Here is a 21,348-nt window from a genome sequence, read left to right on the forward strand (position 1 = left end):
TGACGAAGCCGGGGTCGCGCCGGGGGCCTCGACCGCTCGTCGTCGGCGAACGGCGGAAGCGGTGCGACGAACGGCGGAGCACGGCGACGAACGACGGCTACAGTGACCTGCATGCCCGAGTCGATGCTGCTCGTCGCCGCCGCCGGTGTCGTCGCCGGGGCGCTCGCCGTGGGGGTCGTGGTGCTGCTGCGGCGCTTCGCGGTGCAGTCGAAGGAGCTCGGCACCGACGCCGAACGGGCGACGTACCAGACGCTCCACCTGGCCTCGAGCGCGGCGAAGCACCTGCGCGGCGACATGAGCACGGCGGATGCCGCGAGGGCCGCCCGGCACCTGCGCGCCATGCTCGGCGCCGACACGCTGGCCCTCGTGATGTCGGGCGGCCCGGCCGCGGCCGACGGCGACGAGGCGCTGCTGCCGACCGCCGAGCGCCTCGCGGAGGAGTCGGTGGGGTCGGCGCGTCCGCACGTCGAGCGGCGCCTCGCGTCGCCGTCGGGCGAGACGGATGCCGCGGCCGCGCCGATCCTCGCGGGCGGCGAGGTCGTCGGCGCCGTGGTCGCCTTCGCGCCTCGCGTCCGGGCCGGTCTCGTGCGGGCGACGGGCGAGGTCGCCGACTGGGTCGCGGCGCAGGTCGAGCTCGGGGAGCTCGACGCGTCGCGTGCGGCGCTCGCCGAGCTCGAGGTCCGGGCCCTGCGCGCGCAGATCAGCCCGCACTTCATCTACAACTCGCTGAACGCCATCGCGTCGTTCATCAACACCGATCCGGCCAAGGCGCGCGACCTCGTGCTCGAGTTCGCCGACTTCACGAGGTACTCGTTCCGCCGCGCGGGCGACTTCACGACCGTCGCCGAGGAGCTCCGCTCGATCGACTCGTACCTGAAGCTCGAACGCGCCCGGTTCGGCGACCGCCTGCGGGTGACCCTCCAGGTCGCGCCCGAGGTGCTCTCGACGGTGATCCCGTTCCTGTCGATGCAGCCGCTGGTCGAGAACGCCGTGCGGCACGGCCTCGAGGCCAAGGAGGGCGGCGGTCGCATCACGATCACCGCCCAGGACGCCGGCGCGTTCGCCGAGATCACCGTCGAGGACGACGGCGTCGGCATCGACCCCGAGCGGCTCGCCGAGGTGCTCGCGGGCGGCCCGCCGGGCGAGCACGTGGGACTGCGCAACGTCGACGCCCGCCTCCGGCAGGTGTACGGCGACGAGCACGGCCTCGTCGTCGAGACGAACGTGGGCGCGGGCACGCTCGTGCGGATGCGGGTGCCGAAGTCGCAGCCCGGCCGGGCCGCGGCATCCGTCGACGTCGCCACGCGCGGCGAGCCGGATGGGAGACTGGTGCCGTGATCTCGGTCCTCATCGCCGACGACGAGCAGCCCGCCGTGGACGAGCTCGCGTTCCTGCTCGGCCAGGACCCGCGGATCGGCACGATCCACCGCGCGAACTCCGGCTCGGAGGCCATTCGCATCCTCACGCGCGAACCCGTCGACGCGGCGTTCCTCGACATCCACATGCCGGGACTGTCCGGCTTCGACCTGGCGCGAGCGCTGCAGCGGTTCGAGCACAAGCCCGCGTTCGTGTTCGTGACGGCCGACGAGGAGGGGGCGCTCGAGGCGTTCGACCTCGCGGCCGTCGACTACCTGCTGAAGCCCGTCCGCACCGAGCGCCTGCAGCGGTCGGTCACGCGCGTCGTCGAGGCGATGCGGCAGGCCCAGCCGGGGGCGACGGATGCCGCGGCGAAGCGCCCCGAGATGATCGCCGTGACGCTCGGCGGCACGACCCGGATGATCCGCCGCGACGACGTGCGGTACGTGCAGGCGCAGGGCGACTACGCGCGCCTGCACACCGACGAGGCGAGCTATCTCGTGCGCGTGCCGATGTCCGACCTCGAGCGGCAGTGGGCGGAGGCGGGCTTCGTGCGCGTGCACCGCTCGTACCTGGTGGCGCTCCCCCACGTGACGCGCGTCCGGCTCGGCGGCGAGCGCCCCACGGTCGTGGTGGGGCAGGCGGAGCTGCCGGTGAGCCGTCGACTGCTGCCGGGGCTCCGGGAGCGGCTCGACCAGGTGACCCCGCGGGCCCGGCCGTGACCGACGACGAGGCGCCCCCCGGTGGTCGAGGAGGACGCGAAGCGCCCGTCTCGAGACCGGCCCGCGTCCGCGTCACCGCCCCGCGCACCGGCGCGCCCGCGGCATCCGCTCGCCCCTCGATCGCCCGCACCCGCCCGGGCGGGAGCGGCGACGTCGACGCGATGTACGTGCGGTCGCTCATCCGGTCGCAGCTGCGCCTCGCGCTGATCTGCGCGGGCGGGTTCGTCGCGGCGACCGCCGTGTTCGTGATCGGCATCGCGCTGCTGCCCGCCCTCGACGAGACGTTCGTCGCCGGCGTGCCCGTGTCCTGGCTGCTGCTCGGGCTCGGCGTGTACCCGCTCGCGATCAGCGTCGCGGCGCTGTACGTGCGCGCGGCCCAGCGCAACGAGGCCCGGTACCGCTCGCTCGCGGAGCAGGCGTGAACCCCGCCGTCGGCTACGCCGCGATCGTCGCGGTCGCGGCCGTGTCGGTGCTGATCGGCGTCTACGGCCTGCGGATCTCGCGCACGACGAGCGACTTCTACGTCGCGAGCCGCACGGTCCGCCCGTGGTGGAACGCGTCGGCGATCGGCGGCGAGTACCTCTCGGCGGCGTCCTTCCTCGGCATCGCGGGGCTCATCCTGCTGACGGGGGCCTCGGCGCTGTGGTTCCCGATCGGGTACACCGCGGGCTACCTGATGCTGCTGCTCTTCGTCGCGGCGCCGCTGCGACGCTCGGGCGCGTACACGATCCCCGACTTCACCGAGGCCCGCCTCGAGTCGTCCGCCGTGCGGCGCGTCACGAGCGTGCTCGTCGTGGTGATCGGCTGGCTCTACATCGTGCCGCAGCTGCAGGGCGCGGCACTCACCGTGCGGATCACGACGGGCCTGCCCAGCTGGGTCGGCTCGGTCGCGGTCGCGGTGCTCGTGGCCGTCGTCGTCGCGGCCGGCGGCATGCGGTCGATCACGTTCGTGCAGGCGTTCCAGTTCTGGCTGAAGCTCGCCGCGCTCGCGATCCCGGTCGTCGCGCTGCTCATGGTCACCGGAGCGATCGAACCCGAGCTCGCACCGTCGGCGGCGTTCCCCGCCGACGCCGGGCCCGGCTCCCTCGAGGTATACCGCACGATCTCGCTCATGGTCGCCCTGCTGCTCGGCACGCTCGGGCTGCCGCACGTGCTCGTGCGGTTCTACACGAACCCGGACGGCCCGGCGGCACGACGCACGACGCTCATCGTGCTCGTGCTCCTGTCGGCGTTCTACCTCTTCCCGACCGCGTTCGGGCTGCTCGGCCGCACCTTCGCGCCAGACCTCGCGACCCCGGGCGACGCGGACGCGCTCGTCCTCGTGCTGCCCGACCGGCTCGTGCCCGGCATCGCCGGCGAACTGCTCACGGCCCTCGTCATCGGCGGCGCGTTCGCGGCGTTCCTCTCCACGTCGTCGGGCCTCGTGGTCTCCGTGGCGGGCGTCATCTCGCAGGACCTCCTGGGCGGCAGCGTGCGCGGCTTCCGCATCGCGGCGTTCGCGTCGACCGCCGTCCCGCTCGCGGTCGCCCTCGCGACCGAGCCCGCGGGGCTCGCGGGCAGCGTCGGCCTCGTGTTCGCGTTCACCGCGTCGACGCTCTGCCCGGTCCTGCTGCTCGGCATCTGGTGGCGCGGGCTCACCGCGCGCGGCGCGATCGCGGGCATGGCGACCGGCGCCGTGCTGTCGGCGGCGGCGATCCTCGGCAGCACGTTCGTGGCGGCGGCGGCGCCCGGCATCCGCCCGCTCGTCGAGCAGCCGGCCGCCTGGACCGTGCCGATCGCGGTGCTCGTGACCGTGCTGGTCTCCCGTGCCGACCGGCGGCGCGTGCCGCGGGGCGTAGACGCGTTCCTCGCGCGCCTGCACCTGCCGGAGCAGGGCGGCGCCTGAGCGCTTCAGTCGGCGGGCCGGTCGGAACTCGGCGCCGACTCCCCGGGCGCCTTCGTGGTCCGCTCGGATGCGACCCCGGTGTGCAGGGCCGGTCGGAGGCCGCGACGCGCCCGCTCCTCGGCGATCCACGCGTCGGCATGGCGGCGCGCGAACCGGCGCAGCAGCGCCGAGCCGAGCAGGAGGGCGAGCCCCACCGAGTAGTACACCCAGAAGAACCAGTCGCTCACCCGGCCGTAGCCGAGGCCCACGTAGAGGCCGACCATGATCGCGCCGAACAGCGCGACGGCGCCGAGCACCCCGAGCACGACGGCGGCGCGTCGCATCCGCCGGTCGACGGGAGCGGCTTCGCGCAGCGCCCAGGCGACGGCGAGGTCGTCGCGCACGGTGGAGACCACCTCGCGCTCCGGCGACGGATCCATCTGGGCGAGCACCTGCCCCAGTCGCTCCGCGCGCCTGAGGTCGTCGGCGCGCACGTTCGCGAGCGCGATCGTGACGCTCGCCGCGGCGGTGATGAGGGCGACGACGAGCGGCGTCCAGAGGCCGGTCAGCAGCGCCGTACCGACCTGCTCCAGGTGAAGCATCCTCGACTCCTGACTGCGAGAACGGTACCAGCGTCCGGTCCCCCGCCGCAGCATCCGCCCGCTACCCGGGGAGCCGTGCGGGCCGGCCTCGATCGACCGGCGCAGCGACGGATGCCGCTACCCGGCGGCCGCGTCCGTCGCGAGCTCGACGGGCCGGTCGCCCCACCCCGCCAGTCGCGCCTCGAGGCCGGATCGAACACCCGGCCACTCGTCGACGAGGATCGAGTACACCGCCGTGTCGCGCCAGGTGCCGTCCGGCCGGGCGAGGTGCCGTCGCAGCACGCCCTCGAACCGAGCGCCGAGCTTCTCGATCGCGGCACGCGACCGCGCGTTCCGGGCGTCGGCCTGCAGCTTGACGCGCCCGAAGCCGTGGTCGAACGCGAGCCCCAGCAGGAGCAGCTTCACCTCGGGATTCACGACGGTGCCCCAGACGCGCGGGTCGTAGGCGGTCCAGCCGAGGTGGGCCGATTCGTTCGGCAGATCAAGGTCGCCGAGCTTCGTCGCGCCGACGACCGCGCCGTCGTCGGGTCCGCCCCGGAGCCGCACGACGAACGGCAGCGCGTCGTCGGCCGGGGTGTACGACCGACGGGCGAACGTCGCGAACGCCTCGGCATCGGCGGGGAACGACGACGGCCCGCCGCCGAAGCCGCTCGCGAACACCTCCGGGCGGCGGATGGCGGCCTCGAGCGCGGGCACGTCGGCGACGGTCATCGGGCTGAGCGTCACCGCCCGGCCGACGAGCGGCTGGGCGGCGGGGCGGGTCGCGGGCACCGTCCGAGTCTGGCACGCGGCCGTGCCGACGGCCGCGTCGCGATGGCGGATGCCGCGGTCCCGAGCGTTCGCTGTGGAACCCGCGATCGCGGCATCCGCTCGCCGTACGATGACCCCGGAATCACCCATCGCAGAGAAGGGACCGGGGGACATGGGAGCACTGGACGACCTCGCGAAGAACGCGCAGCAGTTCGTCGAGGACAACAAGGACAAGATCAACGAGGCGCTGAACAGCCAGCAGGCCGAGGACGTCAGCGACAAGGTCCTCGACGCCGTCGCCGAAGCGGCGAAGAAGGTCACGCCCGACGAGCACGACGCCAAGGTCGACGAGGTCCGCGCGAACCTCGACAAGTCCATCGGCACCGAGCCCTAGGCCGGCGCGCGTCCACGATCCGAGGGGCGGATGCCGCGTGGCATCCGCCCCTCGTCGTGGCCGGCCCGCCGCGGTGAACCCGAGTCGTCCTGCGCGTGAACATCGCGTGACGGTGGTGTGCGAGCATGGACGCCCCCCCCGCCGAGAGGACGATCGATGGAGATCCGCGCCCCCAAGTCGAGGTTCGCGCGCTCGCGCACCGCCCTCGGCCTCGACGAGCCCCTCGCGGGCGGCATCCTGCTGCTGCTCTGGGGCACCACGGCCGCGTTCGTCGCCGCGCACCTCACCCACAAGCTCATCGGCGCGCCGTGGCATCCGTTCTTCAACCTCGGCGCGGAGCGCGGCTACGCCGAGCTGTTCTTCCAGATGCTCACCGGGTGGAGCGTCCTGCTGTTCGCGATCGCCGCGACCCGCCGCCGCGCGCCCATCCTGGTCGCCTTCGCCGTGTTCTCGGCGTACCTGCTCGCCGACGACTACTTCCAGTTCCACGAGCGCATGGGCACCGGGTTCGGGCAGTGGTTCGACCGCGAGGTCGTCTACCTGCAGGGCCTTGCGACGCACCTGGGCGAAGCGCTCTACCTCGCGGCCGTGGGCCTCGCGGTCGTGGTGGTCTTCGCCGTCGCGTACCGGCTCGCGCGACGCGACGCGCGTCGCATGGCCGTCACGGGCGCCGTGCTCTACGGGGCGCTCGCCTTCTTCGGGGTGGCCGTCGACATCGTGCACGCCCCCTTCATCGACGCGCCGGTCATCGACCCGATCTTCATCGCCCTCGAGGACGGCGGCGAGATCGCCGTCATGGCCCTCATCGTCACGTACTCGCTGTCGCTGGCGTTCGGTCGGCGCGACGGCACGGATGCCGCTGGCTCGGCCACCGCCGACGCACCCGCGGCGACGGACGAGCAGGCCCCCACCGCGGTGGGCTCACCGGCCTGACGACCGCAGGGTGGCACGGCCTCCCGGTCGCGCAGGACGGCCGGGACGCCCGGCGCCGCTAGTCCAGCAGGTCGTGCAGCTGCACGATCTCGTCGCGGCCCGGTCCGACGCCGATCGCCGAGAACCGCGCGCCCGACATCGCCTCGAGCTCGCGGACGTAGCTCTGCGCGTTCGCCGGGAGGTCCTCGAAGCTGCGGGCACCCGAGATGTCCTCGGTCCAGCCGGGGAACTCCTCGTACACGGGCTTGGCGTGGTGGAAGTCCGACTGCGAGACCGGGACCTCCTCCATGATCACGCCGTCGACGTCGTACGCGACCGCGACCGGGATGCGGTCGATGCCGGTCAGCACGTCGAGCTTGGTGAGGACGAAGTCGGTGACGCCGTTGATGCGGGCGGTGTAGCGCGCGATGGGCGCGTCGTACCATCCGGTGCGGCGACGACGGCCCGTCGTGGTCCCGAACTCGTGCCCCTTGTCGGCGAGGAACTCGCCCCACTCGTCGAAGAGCTCGGTGGGGAACGGCCCGGAGCCGACGCGCGTCGTGTACGCCTTGACGATGCCGATGACCCGGTCGATGCGGTTCGGCGCGATGCCCGACCCGGTCACGGCGCCGCCCGAGGTCGCGTTCGACGAGGTGACGAACGGGTAGGTGCCGTGGTCGACGTCGAGCATGGTCGCCTGCCCGCCCTCGAACAGCACGGTCTCGCCGGCTTCGAGCGCGCGGTGCAGCAGCAGCGACGTGTCGGTCACCATCGGGCGCAGCCGCTCGGTGTACCCGAGCAGCTCGTCGACGACCTCGTCGACCCCGATCGCGCGGCGGTTGTAGACCTTCACGAGCAGGTGGTTCTTCTGGTCGAGGGCGCCCTCGACCTTCTGCCGCAGGATGTTCTCGTCGAACAGGTCCTGCATGCGGATGCCGACGCGGTTGATCTTGTCGGCGTAGGTGGGCCCGATGCCGCGGCCGGTGGTGCCGATCTGCCGCTTGCCGAGGAACCGCTCGGTGACCTTGTCGAGCGTCCGGTGGTACTGCGTGATGACGTGGGCGTTGGCCGAGATGCGCAGCTTCGACGTATCGACCCCGCGCGTCTCGAGGCCCTCGATCTCCTCGAACAGCACCTCGATGTCGACGACGACGCCGTTGGAGATGACGGGCGTGACCCCCGGCGTGAGGATGCCGCTCGGCAGCAGGTGCAGCGCGTACTTCTCGTCACCCACGACGACCGTGTGCCCGGCGTTGTTGCCGCCGTTGAACTTGACGACGTAGTCGAGGCGCGAGGCGAGCAGGTCGGTCGCCTTGCCCTTGCCCTCGTCGCCCCACTGTGCACCGATCAGTACGACCGCGGGCATCTCAGTCCTCTCCTGCCGCGTCGGCGGCGTTCGGTTCGGCGACGGGGTCGCCGGTGCGTGCCTCGGTGCCGACGACCGGCGCGAACGCACCGGCTCCGGCCCCGACGATGGTGATGACCTGGGTGGGCGTGAACTCCGAGGCGATGCGCGCGGCCGCTTCGCCGTCGGCCGCGGCGAGATCGGCGGCGGCGCGCTCGGCGCGCTCGTCCAGGCCGAGTCGCTCGGCCGACCGGCGCTCCGCGTCGAGCGCCCGCAGGTAGGCGCGGTTGGACTCGGCGGACCACGGGACGGGCTGGCCGTCGCGCCATCCGCTCGCTCGGAGCTGCTCGCGGGCGAGGTCGACGGCCACCACGGCGTACGCGAAGGCGTCGAGGGCCCGCCCCTCGGAATCGGCCAGGTCGGCGAGCTCGGCCCACGCCAGCGGGGACGCGGGGTGGGCGGTCACGACTCCGGCGACCGCCGCCCGGTCGCCCTCGGTCAGCGCCCGACGGACCTCGGGTTCATCGGCGAGCACCGCCTCGGCCTCCGGTGGGGTCTGTTCCTGAGTCACACTCAACCGTAACGCATGGGGTTTCGGCGCCCCGGGAGCTCGCGCGGGCGGCCCGGTCAGTCCACCGGCGGCACTCCCTCGAGCGCGGGGCCCAGCCCCAGGTCGACGAGCACGACGCGGCCGGCGAAGCGCGCGCCCGGCTCGCGCAGCAGCCCCGCCTTCACGGCGCCCATCGTGACCGTGACGTCGGCGGGCAGCACCGTCGGGTCGGGCACGCTGCCGTCGTCGGGCGAGATGCCGCTCGGCAGGTCGACGGCGACGACGAGCGGATGCCGCGGCGCACCGCCGACGTCGGCCGCCCAGCGCGGCCCGAGCAGCTCGAGCACGCGCGCGACCACCTCGCGGCTCCGGCCCCGGAGCGCGGGGCTCGCGGCCGCACCGATCCCGAGGATGCCGTCGACGAGCACGTCGGCGAGGCGCACGACCCGCTCGAACTCGTCGGGGTCAGCGTCGGGGTCGAGGTCGGCGGCGCCCGCGCGTCGGGCGGCGGCGGCGCCCTCCTCGTGCAGGCTCGACCCCGTGGCGACGATGCGGACGTCGGCGCCGCGCTCGGCGAGGTGCGAGGCGGCGAAGAGGGCGTCGCCGCCGTTGTCGCCCGATCCGGCGAGCACGACGACGATCGGCCGCCCCGCGGCATCCGTCGCCTCGCCGTCGCCGTCGTCGCTGCCGTCGCCGTCGGGGGCTTCGTCGTCGTCGGGAGCCTCGGGCAGGTCGAGCATGCGCGCGATCTCCTCGGCGAGCGCGGTCGAGGCGCGCCGCATGAGCGGCTCGCCCGCGTCGAGCAGGGGCCGCTCGGCCGCGCGGACCTGCTCGGCGGTGTAGCCGGCGTGCGGTGACGGCGCGGAGGCGGAACCGGATGCGTCGCTGCTCATGCGACCGACCCTACGCGCGACCCGCCGACCCGCCGACACGGCGACGGGGCCGGGCCCGAATGGACCCGGCCCCGCCGGCGGTGACGTCAGCGCGTCACTGGACCGCGTTCAGCGCGTTGACGTTGCCGGCTCCGTAGAAGCCGTTGCGCTGGCCGCCCGTGCAGGTCGCCGGGTAGCCGGGTCGGAGCTCGAAGACCCCGTCCGGGCAGGCGATCGGCGTGGCGGTGCGCTCGAGGAACGACGCCAGCTGGCCCGGCTTCATGCCCGGGTGCGCCGAGAGCGCGAGCGCGGCGACGCCCGACGCGTGCGGCGCGGCCATCGAGGTGCCCTGCGAGTAGCCGTAGCCGCCGCCCGGGATCGTCGAGAGCACGGCGTCGGTCGCGGTCGAGACCGCCGGGTTGCGCCAGCGGCTGTCGCCACCGGGAGCCGTCACGTCGACGACGCCCTGGCCGTACGAGGAGTAGTAGCTCTTGACCTCGGCCGGGCCGACGGCCGAGACCGTCACGACGCCCGGCGCCTCGCCGGGCAGGTCGACGCACGCGCCGTTGATGGTGCGGTCCTCGACCGGGGCGCTGCCGTCGTTGGGGCTGCCCGAGTCGACGAACTTGTGCTGCAGGTCGACGTTGCTGTTGCCAGCCGATGCGATCGCGAGGCCGCCCTTCGACGAGGCGTACTTCAGCGCACGCTGCACCGCGAGCCACACGGGCCGCTGGCGCTCGTCGTTGCGGCAGTTGAACTCCCACGGGTCGATGTAATAGCTGTGGTTCGTGATGGGCATGCCCTGCTCGGCCGCCCACAGGATGCCGCAGACCGCCGCCTCGGGGTAGATGTACCCGTCGTCGTTCACGACCTTGACCGACGCCACCTTCACGCCGGGCGCGACGCCCGAGATGCCGACGCCGTTGAGGGCGGCGGCGATCGTGCCGGCCACGTGCGTGCCGTGCGACGAGGTGGTGGGGCTCCAGGCGGCCTGGCTGCGGTCGACGACGCCGCCGATGCACGACGCGCTCTGGTCCTTCGCGACCTGCGTGGCGAGGTCGGGGTGGTTGGCGTCGATGCCGGAGTCGAGCACGCCGACGACGACCGACGGGTCGCCGGTGGTCACCGCGTGCGCGGCCGGGACGTCGATCTGCGCCATGTCCCACTGGCGGGTCCAGAGCGGCTCGCCCGTCGGGTCGCCGGTCGCCTCCACGACGGCCGAGTCGACCGTCTCGACGATCTCTCCCTCGTCGAGCACGGTGCCGAGCCCGTCGGTGCTGGCGACGGCCTCGACGCCGCGCCCGGCGACGGCGCGCTCGAACGCCGTGCTCGACGAGCGTGCGACGAGCACGCCGATCTGGTCGTACGTCGCGACGACGGTGCCGTCGGCGGCGGCCACGCGCGCGGCGGCGGCCTTCGTGCCGGCGCCCTGCGGCGCGAGCACGAGGTAGGTGTGCTCCGGTCCGGTCGCGGCGGCCGGCGCGATCGCCGTGCCGACGAGACCGACGGCGAGGGCGACGGCGGAAGCCGCGCCGATCACCTTGTGGTTCCTCATCCTGTCTCCGTTTCGAGAGTGCGGAATGCCCCCGGTCGGGTCGGCCGGCGGCCCGGTCCGTCCAGTGGATGCGACGCGGCGGCGACGATGGCGCTGCGCGACCGGTGAGGGCGAGCCTACCCACGACCACCCCCGTCCGGGGGACATCGGCGCGGACGCGGCATCCGTTTTCCGGCCCCGGGCCGCCGCTCGTCACGCGAACGCGAGCAATCCGCGGCTCCCGTAGGCTTGAGGCCATGTCGAAGGTCCTCACCTCCCTGCCCGCCGGCGAACGCGTCGGCATCGCCTTCTCGGGAGGTCTCGACACCTCCGTGGCGGTCGCGTGGATGCGTGAGAAGGGCGCCGTCCCCTGCACCTACACCGCCGACCTCGGCCAGCCCGACGAGCCCGACGTCGAGGCGGTGCCCGGTCGCGCGCTCGAGTACGGCGCCGAGCTGAGCCGCCTGGTCGACGTGAAGACCGCGCTCGTCGAGGAGGGGCTCGTCGCGCTGCAGTGCGGCGCGTTCCACATCCGCAGCGGCGGCAAGACGTACTTCAACACCACGCCCCTCGGTCGCGCGGTCACGGGCACGCTGCTCGTGCGCGCCATGATGGAGGACGGCGTCGACATCTGGGGCGACGGCTCGACCTACAAGGGCAACGACATCGAGCGGTTCTACCGCTACGGGCTGCTCGCGAACCCGCGCCTGCGCATCTACAAGCCGTGGCTCGACAGCGCGTTCGTCACCGAGCTCGGCGGCCGCAAGGAGATGAGCGAGTGGATGCAGGCGCGCGACCTGCCCTACCGCGCCTCGGTCGAGAAGGCGTACTCGACCGATGCCAACATCTGGGGTGCCACGCACGAGGCCAAGAAGCTGGAGGACCTCGACGCGGGCATCACGATCGTCGAGCCGATCATGGGCGTCCGCTTCTGGGACGAGTCGGTCGCGATCGAGCCTGAAGACGTCACAGTCCGCTACGTCGAGGGTCGCCCGGTGGCCATCAACGGCGTCGAGTTCGACGACCCGGTCGAGCTCGTGCTCGAAGCGAACCGCATCGGCGGCCGCCACGGGCTCGGCATGAGCGACCAGATCGAGAACCGCATCATCGAGGCGAAGTCGCGCGGCATCTACGAGGCCCCCGGCATGGCGCTGCTGCACATCACGTACGAGCGGCTGCTCAACGCGATCCACAACGAGGACACCGTCGCGAGCTACCACAACGAGGGTCGCCGCCTCGGCCGTCTCATGTACGAGGGCCGCTGGCTCGACCCGCAGTCGCTCATGCTGCGGGAGTCGATCGTGAAGTGGGTCGCCTCGGCCGTCACGGGCGAGGTCACGCTGCGCCTGCGCCGCGGCGACGACTACACGATCATGAACACGAGCGGCCCGGCACTGAGCTACCACCCTGACAAGCTCTCGATGGAGCGCGTCGGCGACCAGGCGTTCGGTCCGGAGGACCGGATCGGCCAGCTCACGATGCGCAACCTCGACATCGCCGACTCGCGCGCGCGTCTCGAGCAGTACGCGCAGCTCGGCATCGTCGGCGGCGCGACCGCGCAGCTCGTGGGCGAGATCGCCGCGGGCCGCGCGGCGGAGATCCTCGCGGGCGAGGCCGAGACCGACCTCGATGCCGCGACGGATGCCGCGAACGAGGCCGCCGCGTTCGACCTCGGCACCGACTGACGCGTCAGGCCGGCGTCTGCTGGTGCGCGGCCACGTGCCACGCCCCGTCGTCGTACAGGTAGGTGGTCGACATCCGCAGGTTCGCCACCTCGTCGCCGCGACGGGCGACGGCCCGGTAGGCGAGGATGCCGGCGTGCTCGCCCAGGCGCACGACCGCGGGCTCGTGGATCTCGTAGGAGTCCCACGGGGGCGCGCTGGCGAAGGCCCGCATCATGTCGTCGCGACCGAGCGCGGCGCCCTCGACGATCATGATCCCGTCACGCGTCATCGCGCGGGTGTAGTGCGCTCCCCCGTGTCCGGCGAGGATGGCGCGCCATCCGGCGTGCTCCTCGTGCAGCAGGCGGGCGGGCAGATCATCGGTGATCTCGGTCATGCGGCCACGCTACCGGCCCGGCCGGGGTCGACCTAGAGCCAGTTGCGGCGCTTGAAGACGACGTAGAGTCCGACCGCGAGCGCGACCATGGCGAGCAGCGCGGCGGGGTAGCCGAGCGGATGCTCCAGTTCGGGCATGTGCCGGAAGTTCATGCCGTACACGGTGCCGATGAGGGTGGGCGCGAAGATGATCGCCGCCCAGCTGGAGATCTTCTTGACCTCTTCGCTCTGCCGGAGGCTCGTCTCGGTGAGGCGCTGCATCTCGTCGTTCTGCCGCTGGGTGACGAGCGTCGAGTGCACGGCGAGCGCGTTCTGCAGCAGCTGCCGGTACGCCTCGCCGCGGTCGACGATGCGGAGCACGTGGTCGAGCACGTCGCGCAGGTACCGCTGGAGTTCGAGGTCGACGCGGTACTTCTCGAAGCCGCGCTCGAGGGCCTCGAACATGCCGACGAGCGGGCGCGTCGCTCGCTGGAAGTCCATGACCTCGGCGGCGAGGTCGTAGATGCGGCGCGTCACGGCCGGGTCGCCGTCGAAGAGCTGCTGCTCGATCTCGTCGATGTCGTTCTCGAGGCCGGCGAGCACCGGCGCGTACTCGTCGACGACCTCGTCGAGCACGGCGTAGAGCACGGCCTCCGTGCCCCGCGCGAGCAGCTCGGGGGCCGCCTCGAGCCGTCGGCGCACCCGGGCGAGGTCGGGCGCCTCGGCGTGCCGGATGGTGACGGCGAAGTTCGTGCCGACGAATACGTGCAGCTCGCCGAACTCGACCTCCTCGGTCGCGTCGAGGTACCGGGCGGGCCGCAGGACGACGAAGAGCGTGTCGCCGTAGCGTTCGAGCTTGGCGCGCTGGTGGCCCTTCGCGGCGTCCTCGGCGGCGAGCGGATGCAGCCCGAACTCGTCCACGAGCGCCGCGAGCTCGTCGGGGGTCGGCCGGTACAGCCCGATCCAGGCGAATCCGCCCGGGTGCTCGGCGAGCGTCTCGAACGTCTCCTGGAGGGTGGGCGGGTTCGCGACCCGGTGTCCGTCGCGGTAGACGGCGTTGTCGATGAGCGGCACGCGTCCAGTGTGGGGCGGCACGGCGGCGGCGGGTGCCGGGCGCGCCGGGGCGCTCAGCGAACGCGCGGGTGGGCGGGGCAGGCTGCGTGGCATGGGTCGGCAGCGGGGCGGGGCGGATGCCGCGGCATCCGTCGACGAGCGGACGTGCGCGTCGTGCGGCCGCCGCATCGAGTGGCGTGCGAAGTGGGCGCGGGACTGGGATGCGGTGCGCCACTGCAGCGACGCGTGCCGTCGGCGCGGCGTCCGGGCGGTCGATCGGCAGCTCGAGGAGGAGATCCGGGCGCTCCTCGCCCAGCGGGCGGCATGCGCGACGATCTGCCCCTCGGAGGCGGCGCGGCGCATCGGCGGCGATGACAGGTGGCGCGAGTTGATGGAGCCGGCGCGGCGGGCCGCGCGGCGGCTCGTGGCCGCGGGCGAGGTCGAGATCACGCAGCGCGGGCAGGTGGTCGACCCGTCGACGGCGAAGGGGCCCATCCGCATCCGCCGCGCACCGCGCTGAGCGCGCGTGCTCAGTCGCCGGGTTCGGCGACCGCGACCGGGGCGCCGGCGGCGGCCGGCGGCGTGGCCCAGAGCCCGCGGGTGGGCGTGGGCCGCGTGCGCGACAGCGCGCCGGGCTGCATCTTCAGGTGCTCCTCGGCGGCGCGGAAGACGATGCGGTCGGCTTCGGCCTCGTCGATCAGCCCGATCGCGTGGTGCTGCACGGCGACGCCGTCGACGAGTGCGGTGAGCATGCGCGCGTCGGCGGCGGGATCGGCGCTGGTGGCGTGGCCGGCGTCGACCACGCGCTGGATGACGCCCGCGAGGTGCCGGTCGGAGTCGCGGTGATGGCGCGTGAGCGCCGCGTGCAGCTCGGGATTGCGGGGCGCCTCGCTCCACGCGTCGATCCACACGAGGTAGTGGCCGCGCGGCGTGGTCGAGAGCCAGTCGGCGAGCGCGGCGACCGGTTCGAGGCCTTCCTCGACCTCGGCGTCGGCGCGAAGCTCGCCGAGCACGGCCGCGTCGAACGCGGCGGCGACGAGCTGCTCCCGGGTGGCGAAGTAGTGGCGGATGAGGCCGTGCACGACGCCGACCTCGGCGGCCACGTCGCGGAGGGTGACGCGCGCGAACCCGTCGCGGGCGACGAGCCGCAGCGTCGCCGCGAGGATCTGCTCGCGTCGCTGCGCCGGATCGAGTCGGGTGGCCACGCGCCCATCGTAGTGGTCTTGTCCGCGCGGCCAACACTGCCGGCGGATGGCGCGGGTCAGTGCCGGGCGTGCCGTCGGACCCACTCGTGCATCACGATCGCGGCCGCGGCGGCGGCGTTGATCGATCGGGTGGAGCCGTACTGCGTGATCTCGACGGCGAGGTCGGCGGCGGCGAGCGCCTCGGGGCTGAGCCCCGGTCCTTCCTGGCCGAAGAGCAGGATGCAGCGTTCGGGCAGGTCGGCGGTGTCGACGGGCTGCGAGCCCTCGACGTTGTCGACGGCGACGATCGGCAGGCCTTCGGCGCGTGCCCAGGCGACGAGGTCGGCGACCTCCGGGTGGTGCAGGAGGTGCTGGTAGCGATCGGTGACCATCGCGCCGCGCCGGTTCCAGCGGCGCCGCCCGACGATGTGCACGGTCTCGGCGGCGAACGCGTTGGCGGTGCGGACGATGGAGCCGATGTTGAGGTCGTGCTGCCAGTTCTCGATGGCCACGTGGAACGGATGCCGGCTCGTGTCGAGGTCGGCCACGATCGCGTCGAGTCGCCAGTACCGGTATCGATCGACCACGTTGCGGCGGTCGCCGTGCTCGAGGAGCTCCGGGTCGTACCGCTCGTCGGCGGGCCACGCCTCGCGCCCGCCGGGCCACGGGCCGACGCCGTGCAGCGGCAGCTGCGGCTCGGGGTGCGCGTCGTCGCCGACCGCTCCGCCCGTGGCATCCGTTCGCTCGTCGCCCACGCCCCTACGCTAGCCGCCGCGGTCGACGCGGAACGCCGGTTTCGGTACACCGAAAATCCGGTACGATTTCGGTATGCCGAAAGGTGCCGCCGTCGCCGCCCTGCTCACCGCCGCCGCACTCGCGCTGAGCGGGTGCAGCGGCTCGGCCGCGAACGGCGAGGGCGACGACCGCCCCGTCGTCCTGACGACCTTCACCGTGCTGGCCGACATCGCCGAGGAGGTCGCGGGCGACCGCCTCCGCGTCGAGTCGATCACGAAGGTCGGCGCCGAGATCCACGGGTACGAGCCCACCCCGGGCGACCTGCGCCGGGCGGCCGGGGCCGACCTGATCCTCGACAACGGGCTGAACCTCGAGGCGTGGTTCGCGCAGTTCGTCGAGGGGCTCGACGTGCCGCACGTCGTCGTCAGCGAGGGCGTCGAGCCCATCCCGATCGCCGACGGCTCCGCCGAGGGCCTGCCGAACCCGCACGCGTGGATGTCGCCGCTGAACGTCCAGGTCTACGCCGACAACATGGCCGAGGCGTTCGCCGAGCTGGCCCCCGAGCACGCCGACGAGTTCGCCGCGAACGCCGAGGCGTACGGCGCCGAACTGCAGGCGGTCCACGACGAGCTCGTGGCCGAGCTCGCGGCGCTGCCCGAGTCGCAGCGCGCGCTCGTCACCTGCGAGGGCGCCTTCTCCTACCTCGCCCGCGACGCCGGGCTCACCGAGCAGTACCTCTGGGCCGTGAACGCCGAGCAGCAGGCCACCCCGAAGTCCATCGCGCGCACCATCGAGTTCGTCGACGACCTGGGGGTGCCGGCGGTGTTCTGCGAGTCGACGGTGTCCGACGAGGCCATGCAGCAGGTCGTCGAGGCGACGGATGCCGCATTCGGCGGCGTCCTCTACGTCGACTCGCTCTCCGAGCCGGGCGGGCCGGTGCCCACCTACCTCGACCTGCTGCGGCACGACGTCGAGGTCATCACCGACGGACTCACGGGCGGCGCGCGATGACCGGGCCCGCGGCATCCGCTCGACCCGACGCCCCGGCCGGCGACGAGGCCCCGGCCCTCGAGGTGCACGGCCTCACGGTGCACTACGGCGATGTGCTCGCGCTCGACGACGTGAGCCTCACGCTCCGGCGCGGCACCGTGTGCGGACTCATCGGCATGAACGGATCGGGCAAGTCGACGCTGTTCAAGGCGATCATGGGCACGGTGCATCCCGACCGCGGCAGCGTCGCGATCGCGGGACGCACTCCGCGACAGGCCCGGCGGGCGGGCGTGGTCGGGTACGTGCCGCAGAGCGAGGAGGTCGACTGGGCGTTCCCGCTCAGCGTGCACGACGTCGTGATGATGGGCCGATACGGCTACCAGGGCTTCACCCGGCGGCCCCGCCCCGCCGACCGGGCGGCGGTCGCCGAGGCCCTCGAGCGCGTCGAGCTCGCCGACCTCGCGGACCGGCGCATCGGCGCGCTGTCGGGCGGCCAGCGCAAGCGCGCGTTCGTGGCGCGCGGCCTCGCCCAGGGCGCCGACGTGCTGCTGCTCGACGAGCCGTTCGCGGGCGTCGACCGGCCGAGCGAGCGCACGATCAGCGAACTGCTCCGCGAGCTCGCGGCCGGCGGCGCGACCGTGCTCGTGTCATCGCACGACCTCGAGGCGCTGCCCCGGCTCGCCGACGAGGTGATCCTGCTGCTGCGTCGCGTGCTGCTGCACGGCAGCCCCGACGAGGCGCTGCAGCCCGAGCAGCTCGCGCGCGCGTTCGGCCTCGACCTCACCGGCCGTTCGGAGGACTGACCATGCCCGTCGTCGACTTCCTGCTCGAGCCGCTCGGCTACGACTTCATGCAGCGCGCGTTCCTCGTCACGGTCACCGCCGCGATCGTCTGCGGCGTGCTGAGCTGCTGGCTCGTGCTCATCGGATGGTCGCTCATGGGCGACGCCGTCTCCCACGCCGTGCTGCCGGGCGTCGTGCTGGCGTACCTGCTCGGCACGCCGTTCGCGGTGGGCGCGCTCGTGTTCGGGCTCGGGGCGGTGGCGCTCATCTTCCTCGTCCGTGCGACGAGCCGGGTGAAGGGCGACGCGGCGATCGGGGTGGTCTTCACGACCCTCTTCGCGCTCGGCCTCGTGCTCATCTCGGTCGTGCCCAGCCAGACCGACCTCGGGCACATCCTCTTCGGCAACCTGCTCGGCGTCAGCGCCGCCGACCTCGTGCAGGTGCTCGTGCTCGGCGCCGTCACCCTCGCCATCCTCGTGCTGAAGCGGCGCGACCTGACGCTGTACGCGTTCGACCCCACCCACGCGCACGCGATCGGCCTGAACCCCAAGGCGCTGGGCGCGCTGCTGCTGGCGCTGCTGGCGCTCACGGTCGTGGTCGCGCTGCAGGCCGTCGGCGTCGTGCTCGTCGTCGCCATGGTCATCATCCCGGGCGCGACCGCCTACCTGCTCACCGACCGCTTCGCGCGCATGCTCGTGATCGCGCCCGCGATCGCCGCGGTCTGCGCGATCGTCGGCATCTACGCGAGCTACTACCTCGACGCGGCATCCGGCGGCATGGTCGTGCTCACGATGGGCGTCGCGTTCGCGCTCGCCTACCTCTTCGCTCCCCGGCACGGCGTCGTCGGGCGCCGGGTGCTCGCCGCGCGACGGCGTCGTGCGGCCACGGCGGCCGCGGTCTCGCAGCCCGACCCCGCGCGGGTAGGGTGAGGCCGATGCCCGCCTCCGCCAGCCCCGCCGTCGAGGACTACCTCAAGACGGTCTACGCGCACACCGAGTGGCAGTCCGAGCCCATCACGCCGTCCGGACTCGCCGCCGCCCTCGGCGTCGCGCCGTCGTCGGTCACCGAGATGGTGAAGAAAATGGCCGCGCAGGGGCTCGTGCAGCACGTGCCCTACGGCGCCATCCGGTTGACGGATGCCGGGCGCGCCCGCGCCCTCGCCGTCGTGCGCCGCCACCGGCTCATCGAGACGTGGCTCGTGCGCGAGATGGGCTACGCGTGGGACGAGGTCCACGACGAGGCCGAGATCCTCGAGCACGCCGTCTCCGACCGCCTGCTCGAGGCCATCGACGAGCGGCTCGGGCGACCGGAGCGCGACCCGCACGGCGACCCCATCCCCGCCGCCGACGGCAGCCTGGTCTCCGAGCCCTCGGTGCGCCTCGACGAGGCGGTCGCCGGGCACGTGGGCCGCGTCATCCGCATCAGCGACCGCGACCCGGCGGTGCTCCGCGAGCTCGACGGCGCCGGCGTCGGGCCGGGCAGCGAACTGCGGGTGACGGATGCCGCCGACCCCGCAGCGGTCACCGTGACCGTGGGCGACACCGGCCGGACCATCGCTCGCGCCGCCGCCGCGGGCATCTGGATCACCGCCTGATTCGTCCGACCCCCTCCCGCTCGCGCACATCGTGGGCGAGGATGGCCACATGGGTCGCACCAAGCAGAAGATCAGGCCCGAACTCACCGATGCCCAATGGGATCGGCTGCGTCGCTACGGCGTGCCCCAGGCCACCGAGGTCGGCGATGTCCTGTTCCGCACCGGAGACCGCTGGTACGACCTGATCCTCGTCGAGGAGGGCGAGGTCGAGGTGGTCCGCGACGCGCTCTCGTGGACCGAGGAGACCCGGCTCGCGGTGCTCGGGCCCCGCACCTTCGTCGGCGAGCTCGGGCTGCTGAACGGGCAGCGCGCGTTCCTCACCTCGCGCGTCACCCAGCCGGGCCGCGTGCTGCGGGTCGACCACGACGCGCTCCAGCGCCTGATGGCCGAGGACGACGAGCTGTGCGACCTCATGCTGCGCACGCTGTGGGCGCGCCGCGAACTCCTGCGGCACGGGCCGGCGGCGTGGACCCTGAAGATCGTGGGCTCGACGGGCTCGCCCGAGTCGATGGCGCTCCGCCGCTACGCCGAGCGACTCGAGCTCGCCCACACCTGGGTCGACGTCGACGACCCGGCCCTCGACCACGACGTGTGGTCGCACGGCTTCACGCGCGAGCACCTGCCCGTCGCGTTCGTGCAGGGCGAGCCGGTGCACAACGCCACGCCGGGCCGCATCGCGGAGATGCTCGGGCTCGCCTACACCGCCGACGACGACCTCGAGTTCGACCTCGCGGTCGTGGGCGCCGGGCCGGCGGGGCTCGCCGCGGCGATCTACGGCGCGTCCGAGGGCCTGCGCACCGTGCTCCTCGATGCCGTCGCCCCCGGCGGCCAGTCGGCGACGACCTCGCGCATCGAGAACTACCTCGGCTTCCCGTTCGGCGTGAGCGGTGACGCCCTCACCTCGCAGGCGTCGCTCCAGGCGTTCAAGTTCGGCGTGCGGATCGCGGCGCCGTGTCCGGTCGTGCGCCTCGACCCCGAGGGCGGCGTGCACCGCCTCCTCCTCGCCGACGGAGCGATCGTGCGCGCCCGCGCCGTCGTCGTCACGACCGGCGTCGCCTACCGCGGCCTCCCTCTCGAGCGGTGGGACGACTTCGAGGGCGCCGGCATCCACCACGCCGCGACGGCCCTCGAGCTCCGGCAGGTCGCGGGGTCCGACGTGGTCGTCGTCGGCGGGGCCAACTCGGCCGGCCAGGCGGCGCTCGCCCTCGCCGCGAACTCGTGCCGGGTCCGCCTCGTGGTCCGCTCGAACGACCTGTCCGAGCGGATGTCGAGCTACCTCGTCGACCGCATCCGGGAGGATCCCCGCATCGAGGTGCACACCGGCACCCAGGTCACGGCCCTGCACGGCGAGGACCGCCTCACCGCCGTCACGCTCCGCGGCACGACGGAGCAGACCGTCGACTGCACGGGACTCTTCTGCTTCATCGGCGCCGTGCCCGCGACGGACTGGCTCGCCGGGCTCGAACGCGACGAGCACGGCTTCCTTCGCACGGGCGCCGACGTGGTCGCGCTCGGCGACGGCTGGCGCGACCTCGGCCGGATGCCGCTGCCGTTCGAGACCTCGGTGCCGCGCGTCTTCGCCGCCGGCGACGTGCGCCGCGGATCCATGAAGCGCGTCGCGGCGGCCGTCGGCGAGGGCTCGAGCGCCGTCGCCTCGGTCCACCAGGCGCTCGCGACCACGGAGGTGTACGCATGACCGACCAGCAGACGGCTCCGCCGCCCTCCGGCACGGGCTGCGTCGAATGCCTCGAAGGCGGCGGATGGTGGTGGCACCTGCGTCGCTGCGTCGAGTGCGGCCATGTCGGATGCTGCGACTCGTCGCCCGAGCAGCACGCGAGCCGCCACGCCCGCGACGCCGGGCACGCCGTCGCGACCTCGTTCGAACCCGGCGAAGACTGGTTCTGGGACTACAAGGCCGGCGCGTCGGCGCGGCGGGTCCCGCTCAGCCCGCCGTTCTCCCGGCCCGAGGACCAGCCCGCCCCCGGCCCCGAGGGCAAGGTGCCGCCCGACTGGAAGTCGCTGCTGCACCGGGGGTGAGGGGCCGGCCCGCGGCATCCGCTGTTCATCGGGCTG

General features: G+C 73.4%; 24 protein-coding genes. 14 read left to right on the forward strand and 10 right to left on the reverse strand.

What is annotated here, in order from left to right:
* Positions 1-111: 111 nt before the first annotated feature.
* Genes AVP42_RS09340 through AVP42_RS09355 form a run of 4 tightly spaced genes read left to right on the forward strand, consistent with a single transcriptional unit; the run spans position 112 to position 3,963 of the window.
* Positions 112-1,338 (forward strand): sensor histidine kinase, encoded by a 1,227-nt coding sequence (locus AVP42_RS09340; protein ID WP_067948349.1) that lies wholly within the window; start codon positions 112-114, stop codon positions 1,336-1,338.
* Positions 1,335-2,078, forward strand: a complete 744-nt coding sequence (locus AVP42_RS09345; protein ID WP_067948351.1) for a LytTR family DNA-binding domain-containing protein — start codon at positions 1,335-1,337, stop codon at positions 2,076-2,078. The genes AVP42_RS09340 and AVP42_RS09345 overlap by 4 nt, the downstream gene beginning before the upstream one ends.
* Complete coding sequence (locus AVP42_RS16885) at positions 2,075-2,500, forward strand: DUF485 domain-containing protein (RefSeq protein WP_231878596.1); 426 nt, start codon at positions 2,075-2,077, stop codon at positions 2,498-2,500. Before AVP42_RS09345 ends, AVP42_RS16885 begins: the two co-directional genes overlap by 4 nt.
* The gene (locus AVP42_RS09355) at positions 2,497-3,963 is read left to right on the forward strand and encodes a cation acetate symporter (protein ID WP_067948352.1); all 1,467 of its coding nucleotides are present in this window, start codon (positions 2,497-2,499) and stop codon (positions 3,961-3,963) included. Before AVP42_RS16885 ends, AVP42_RS09355 begins: the two co-directional genes overlap by 4 nt.
* 5 nt (positions 3,964-3,968) lie before the next feature.
* Here the strand turns inward: AVP42_RS09355 and AVP42_RS09360 are convergent, their stop codons facing one another.
* Entirely contained in the window at positions 3,969-4,544 is a 576-nt protein-coding gene (locus AVP42_RS09360) for a hypothetical protein (protein WP_067948354.1), read from the reverse strand.
* Between the two features lie 117 nt (positions 4,545-4,661).
* Positions 4,662-5,315, reverse strand: coding sequence for a GNAT family N-acetyltransferase (locus tag AVP42_RS09365; RefSeq protein WP_067948356.1), 654 nt, complete (start codon positions 5,313-5,315; stop codon positions 4,662-4,664).
* 151 nt (positions 5,316-5,466) lie between these two features.
* Here AVP42_RS09365 and AVP42_RS09370 point away from each other — a divergent pair, with 151 nt between their 5' ends.
* Positions 5,467-5,688 (forward strand): Rv0909 family putative TA system antitoxin, encoded by a 222-nt coding sequence (locus tag AVP42_RS09370; RefSeq protein WP_067948489.1) that lies wholly within the window; start codon positions 5,467-5,469, stop codon positions 5,686-5,688.
* Positions 5,689-5,844: 156 nt separating this feature from the next.
* Positions 5,845-6,621 carry a hypothetical protein gene (locus tag AVP42_RS09375; RefSeq protein WP_067948357.1) on the forward strand — a complete coding sequence of 259 codons (777 nt, stop codon included), beginning with the start codon at positions 5,845-5,847 and terminating at the stop codon, positions 6,619-6,621.
* Between the two features lie 58 nt (positions 6,622-6,679).
* On the opposite strand, the gene AVP42_RS09380 is transcribed toward AVP42_RS09375, so the two are convergent.
* From AVP42_RS09380 to AVP42_RS09395, 4 genes are all read right to left on the reverse strand, one after another.
* Positions 6,680-7,966, reverse strand: a complete 1,287-nt coding sequence (locus AVP42_RS09380; RefSeq protein ID WP_067948359.1) for an adenylosuccinate synthase — start codon at positions 7,964-7,966, stop codon at positions 6,680-6,682.
* A 1-nt stretch (position 7,967) separates the two neighbouring features.
* On the reverse strand, positions 7,968-8,516 hold the full coding sequence (locus AVP42_RS09385; protein ID WP_197466998.1) for a DUF3151 family protein: 549 nt from the start codon (positions 8,514-8,516) through the stop codon (positions 7,968-7,970).
* A gap of 56 nt (positions 8,517-8,572) precedes the next feature.
* Positions 8,573-9,388, reverse strand: coding sequence for an NAD(P)H-hydrate epimerase (locus tag AVP42_RS09390; RefSeq protein WP_067948363.1), 816 nt, complete (start codon positions 9,386-9,388; stop codon positions 8,573-8,575).
* Positions 9,389-9,482: 94 nt separating this feature from the next.
* Complete coding sequence (locus tag AVP42_RS09395; RefSeq protein WP_067948365.1) at positions 9,483-10,922, reverse strand: S8 family serine peptidase; 1,440 nt, start codon at positions 10,920-10,922, stop codon at positions 9,483-9,485.
* 236 nt (positions 10,923-11,158) lie between these two features.
* Between AVP42_RS09395 and argG the strand changes: the two genes are divergently transcribed.
* The gene (gene argG, locus AVP42_RS09400) at positions 11,159-12,586 is read left to right on the forward strand and encodes an argininosuccinate synthase (RefSeq protein ID WP_067948367.1); all 1,428 of its coding nucleotides are present in this window, start codon (positions 11,159-11,161) and stop codon (positions 12,584-12,586) included.
* Positions 12,587-12,590: 4 nt separating this feature from the next.
* Here the strand turns inward: argG and AVP42_RS09405 are convergent, their stop codons facing one another.
* Positions 12,591-12,959: a DUF4440 domain-containing protein gene (locus AVP42_RS09405; RefSeq protein ID WP_067948369.1), complete on the reverse strand. Its 369-nt coding sequence runs from the start codon at positions 12,957-12,959 to the stop codon at positions 12,591-12,593.
* A gap of 32 nt (positions 12,960-12,991) precedes the next feature.
* Entirely contained in the window at positions 12,992-14,011 is a 1,020-nt protein-coding gene (locus AVP42_RS09410; protein WP_067948371.1) for a magnesium and cobalt transport protein CorA, read from the reverse strand.
* Between the two features lie 91 nt (positions 14,012-14,102).
* On the opposite strand from AVP42_RS09410, the gene AVP42_RS09415 reads away from it, so the two are divergent.
* Positions 14,103-14,510 (forward strand): DUF2256 and DUF3253 domain-containing protein, encoded by a 408-nt coding sequence (locus AVP42_RS09415; protein WP_067948373.1) that lies wholly within the window; start codon positions 14,103-14,105, stop codon positions 14,508-14,510.
* A gap of 10 nt (positions 14,511-14,520) precedes the next feature.
* Here the strand turns inward: AVP42_RS09415 and AVP42_RS16420 are convergent, their stop codons facing one another.
* Together AVP42_RS16420 and AVP42_RS09425 are read right to left on the reverse strand one after the other, a co-directional pair.
* Entirely contained in the window at positions 14,521-15,195 is a 675-nt protein-coding gene (locus tag AVP42_RS16420) for a TetR/AcrR family transcriptional regulator (RefSeq protein ID WP_067948375.1), read from the reverse strand.
* 56 nt (positions 15,196-15,251) lie between these two features.
* The gene (locus AVP42_RS09425) at positions 15,252-15,863 is read right to left on the reverse strand and encodes an RNA methyltransferase (protein ID WP_231878599.1); all 612 of its coding nucleotides are present in this window, start codon (positions 15,861-15,863) and stop codon (positions 15,252-15,254) included.
* A 139-nt stretch (positions 15,864-16,002) separates the two neighbouring features.
* Here AVP42_RS09425 and AVP42_RS09430 point away from each other — a divergent pair, with 139 nt between their 5' ends.
* From AVP42_RS09430 to AVP42_RS09455, 6 genes are read left to right on the forward strand one after another with little or no spacing between them, the layout of a single operon-like run.
* Positions 16,003-16,920 (forward strand): metal ABC transporter substrate-binding protein, encoded by a 918-nt coding sequence (locus AVP42_RS09430; RefSeq protein ID WP_067948379.1) that lies wholly within the window; start codon positions 16,003-16,005, stop codon positions 16,918-16,920.
* Complete coding sequence (locus AVP42_RS09435; protein ID WP_067948381.1) at positions 16,917-17,702, forward strand: metal ABC transporter ATP-binding protein; 786 nt, start codon at positions 16,917-16,919, stop codon at positions 17,700-17,702. The genes AVP42_RS09430 and AVP42_RS09435 overlap by 4 nt, the downstream gene beginning before the upstream one ends.
* Before the next feature lie 2 nt (positions 17,703-17,704).
* Positions 17,705-18,610 (forward strand): metal ABC transporter permease, encoded by a 906-nt coding sequence (locus tag AVP42_RS09440; RefSeq protein WP_067948383.1) that lies wholly within the window; start codon positions 17,705-17,707, stop codon positions 18,608-18,610.
* 5 nt (positions 18,611-18,615) lie between these two features.
* Positions 18,616-19,275: a metal-dependent transcriptional regulator gene (locus AVP42_RS09445; RefSeq protein WP_067948385.1), complete on the forward strand. Its 660-nt coding sequence runs from the start codon at positions 18,616-18,618 to the stop codon at positions 19,273-19,275.
* 49 nt (positions 19,276-19,324) lie between these two features.
* The gene (locus AVP42_RS09450; protein ID WP_067948387.1) at positions 19,325-20,971 is read left to right on the forward strand and encodes an FAD-dependent oxidoreductase; all 1,647 of its coding nucleotides are present in this window, start codon (positions 19,325-19,327) and stop codon (positions 20,969-20,971) included.
* Entirely contained in the window at positions 20,968-21,312 is a 345-nt protein-coding gene (locus tag AVP42_RS09455; protein WP_067948389.1) for a UBP-type zinc finger domain-containing protein, read from the forward strand. Before AVP42_RS09450 ends, AVP42_RS09455 begins: the two co-directional genes overlap by 4 nt.
* Positions 21,313-21,348: the final 36 nt, after the last annotated feature.

It is taken from the genome of Agromyces sp. NDB4Y10, from assembly GCF_001620055.1.
Classification (GTDB): domain Bacteria; phylum Actinomycetota; class Actinomycetes; order Actinomycetales; family Microbacteriaceae; genus Agromyces; species Agromyces indicus.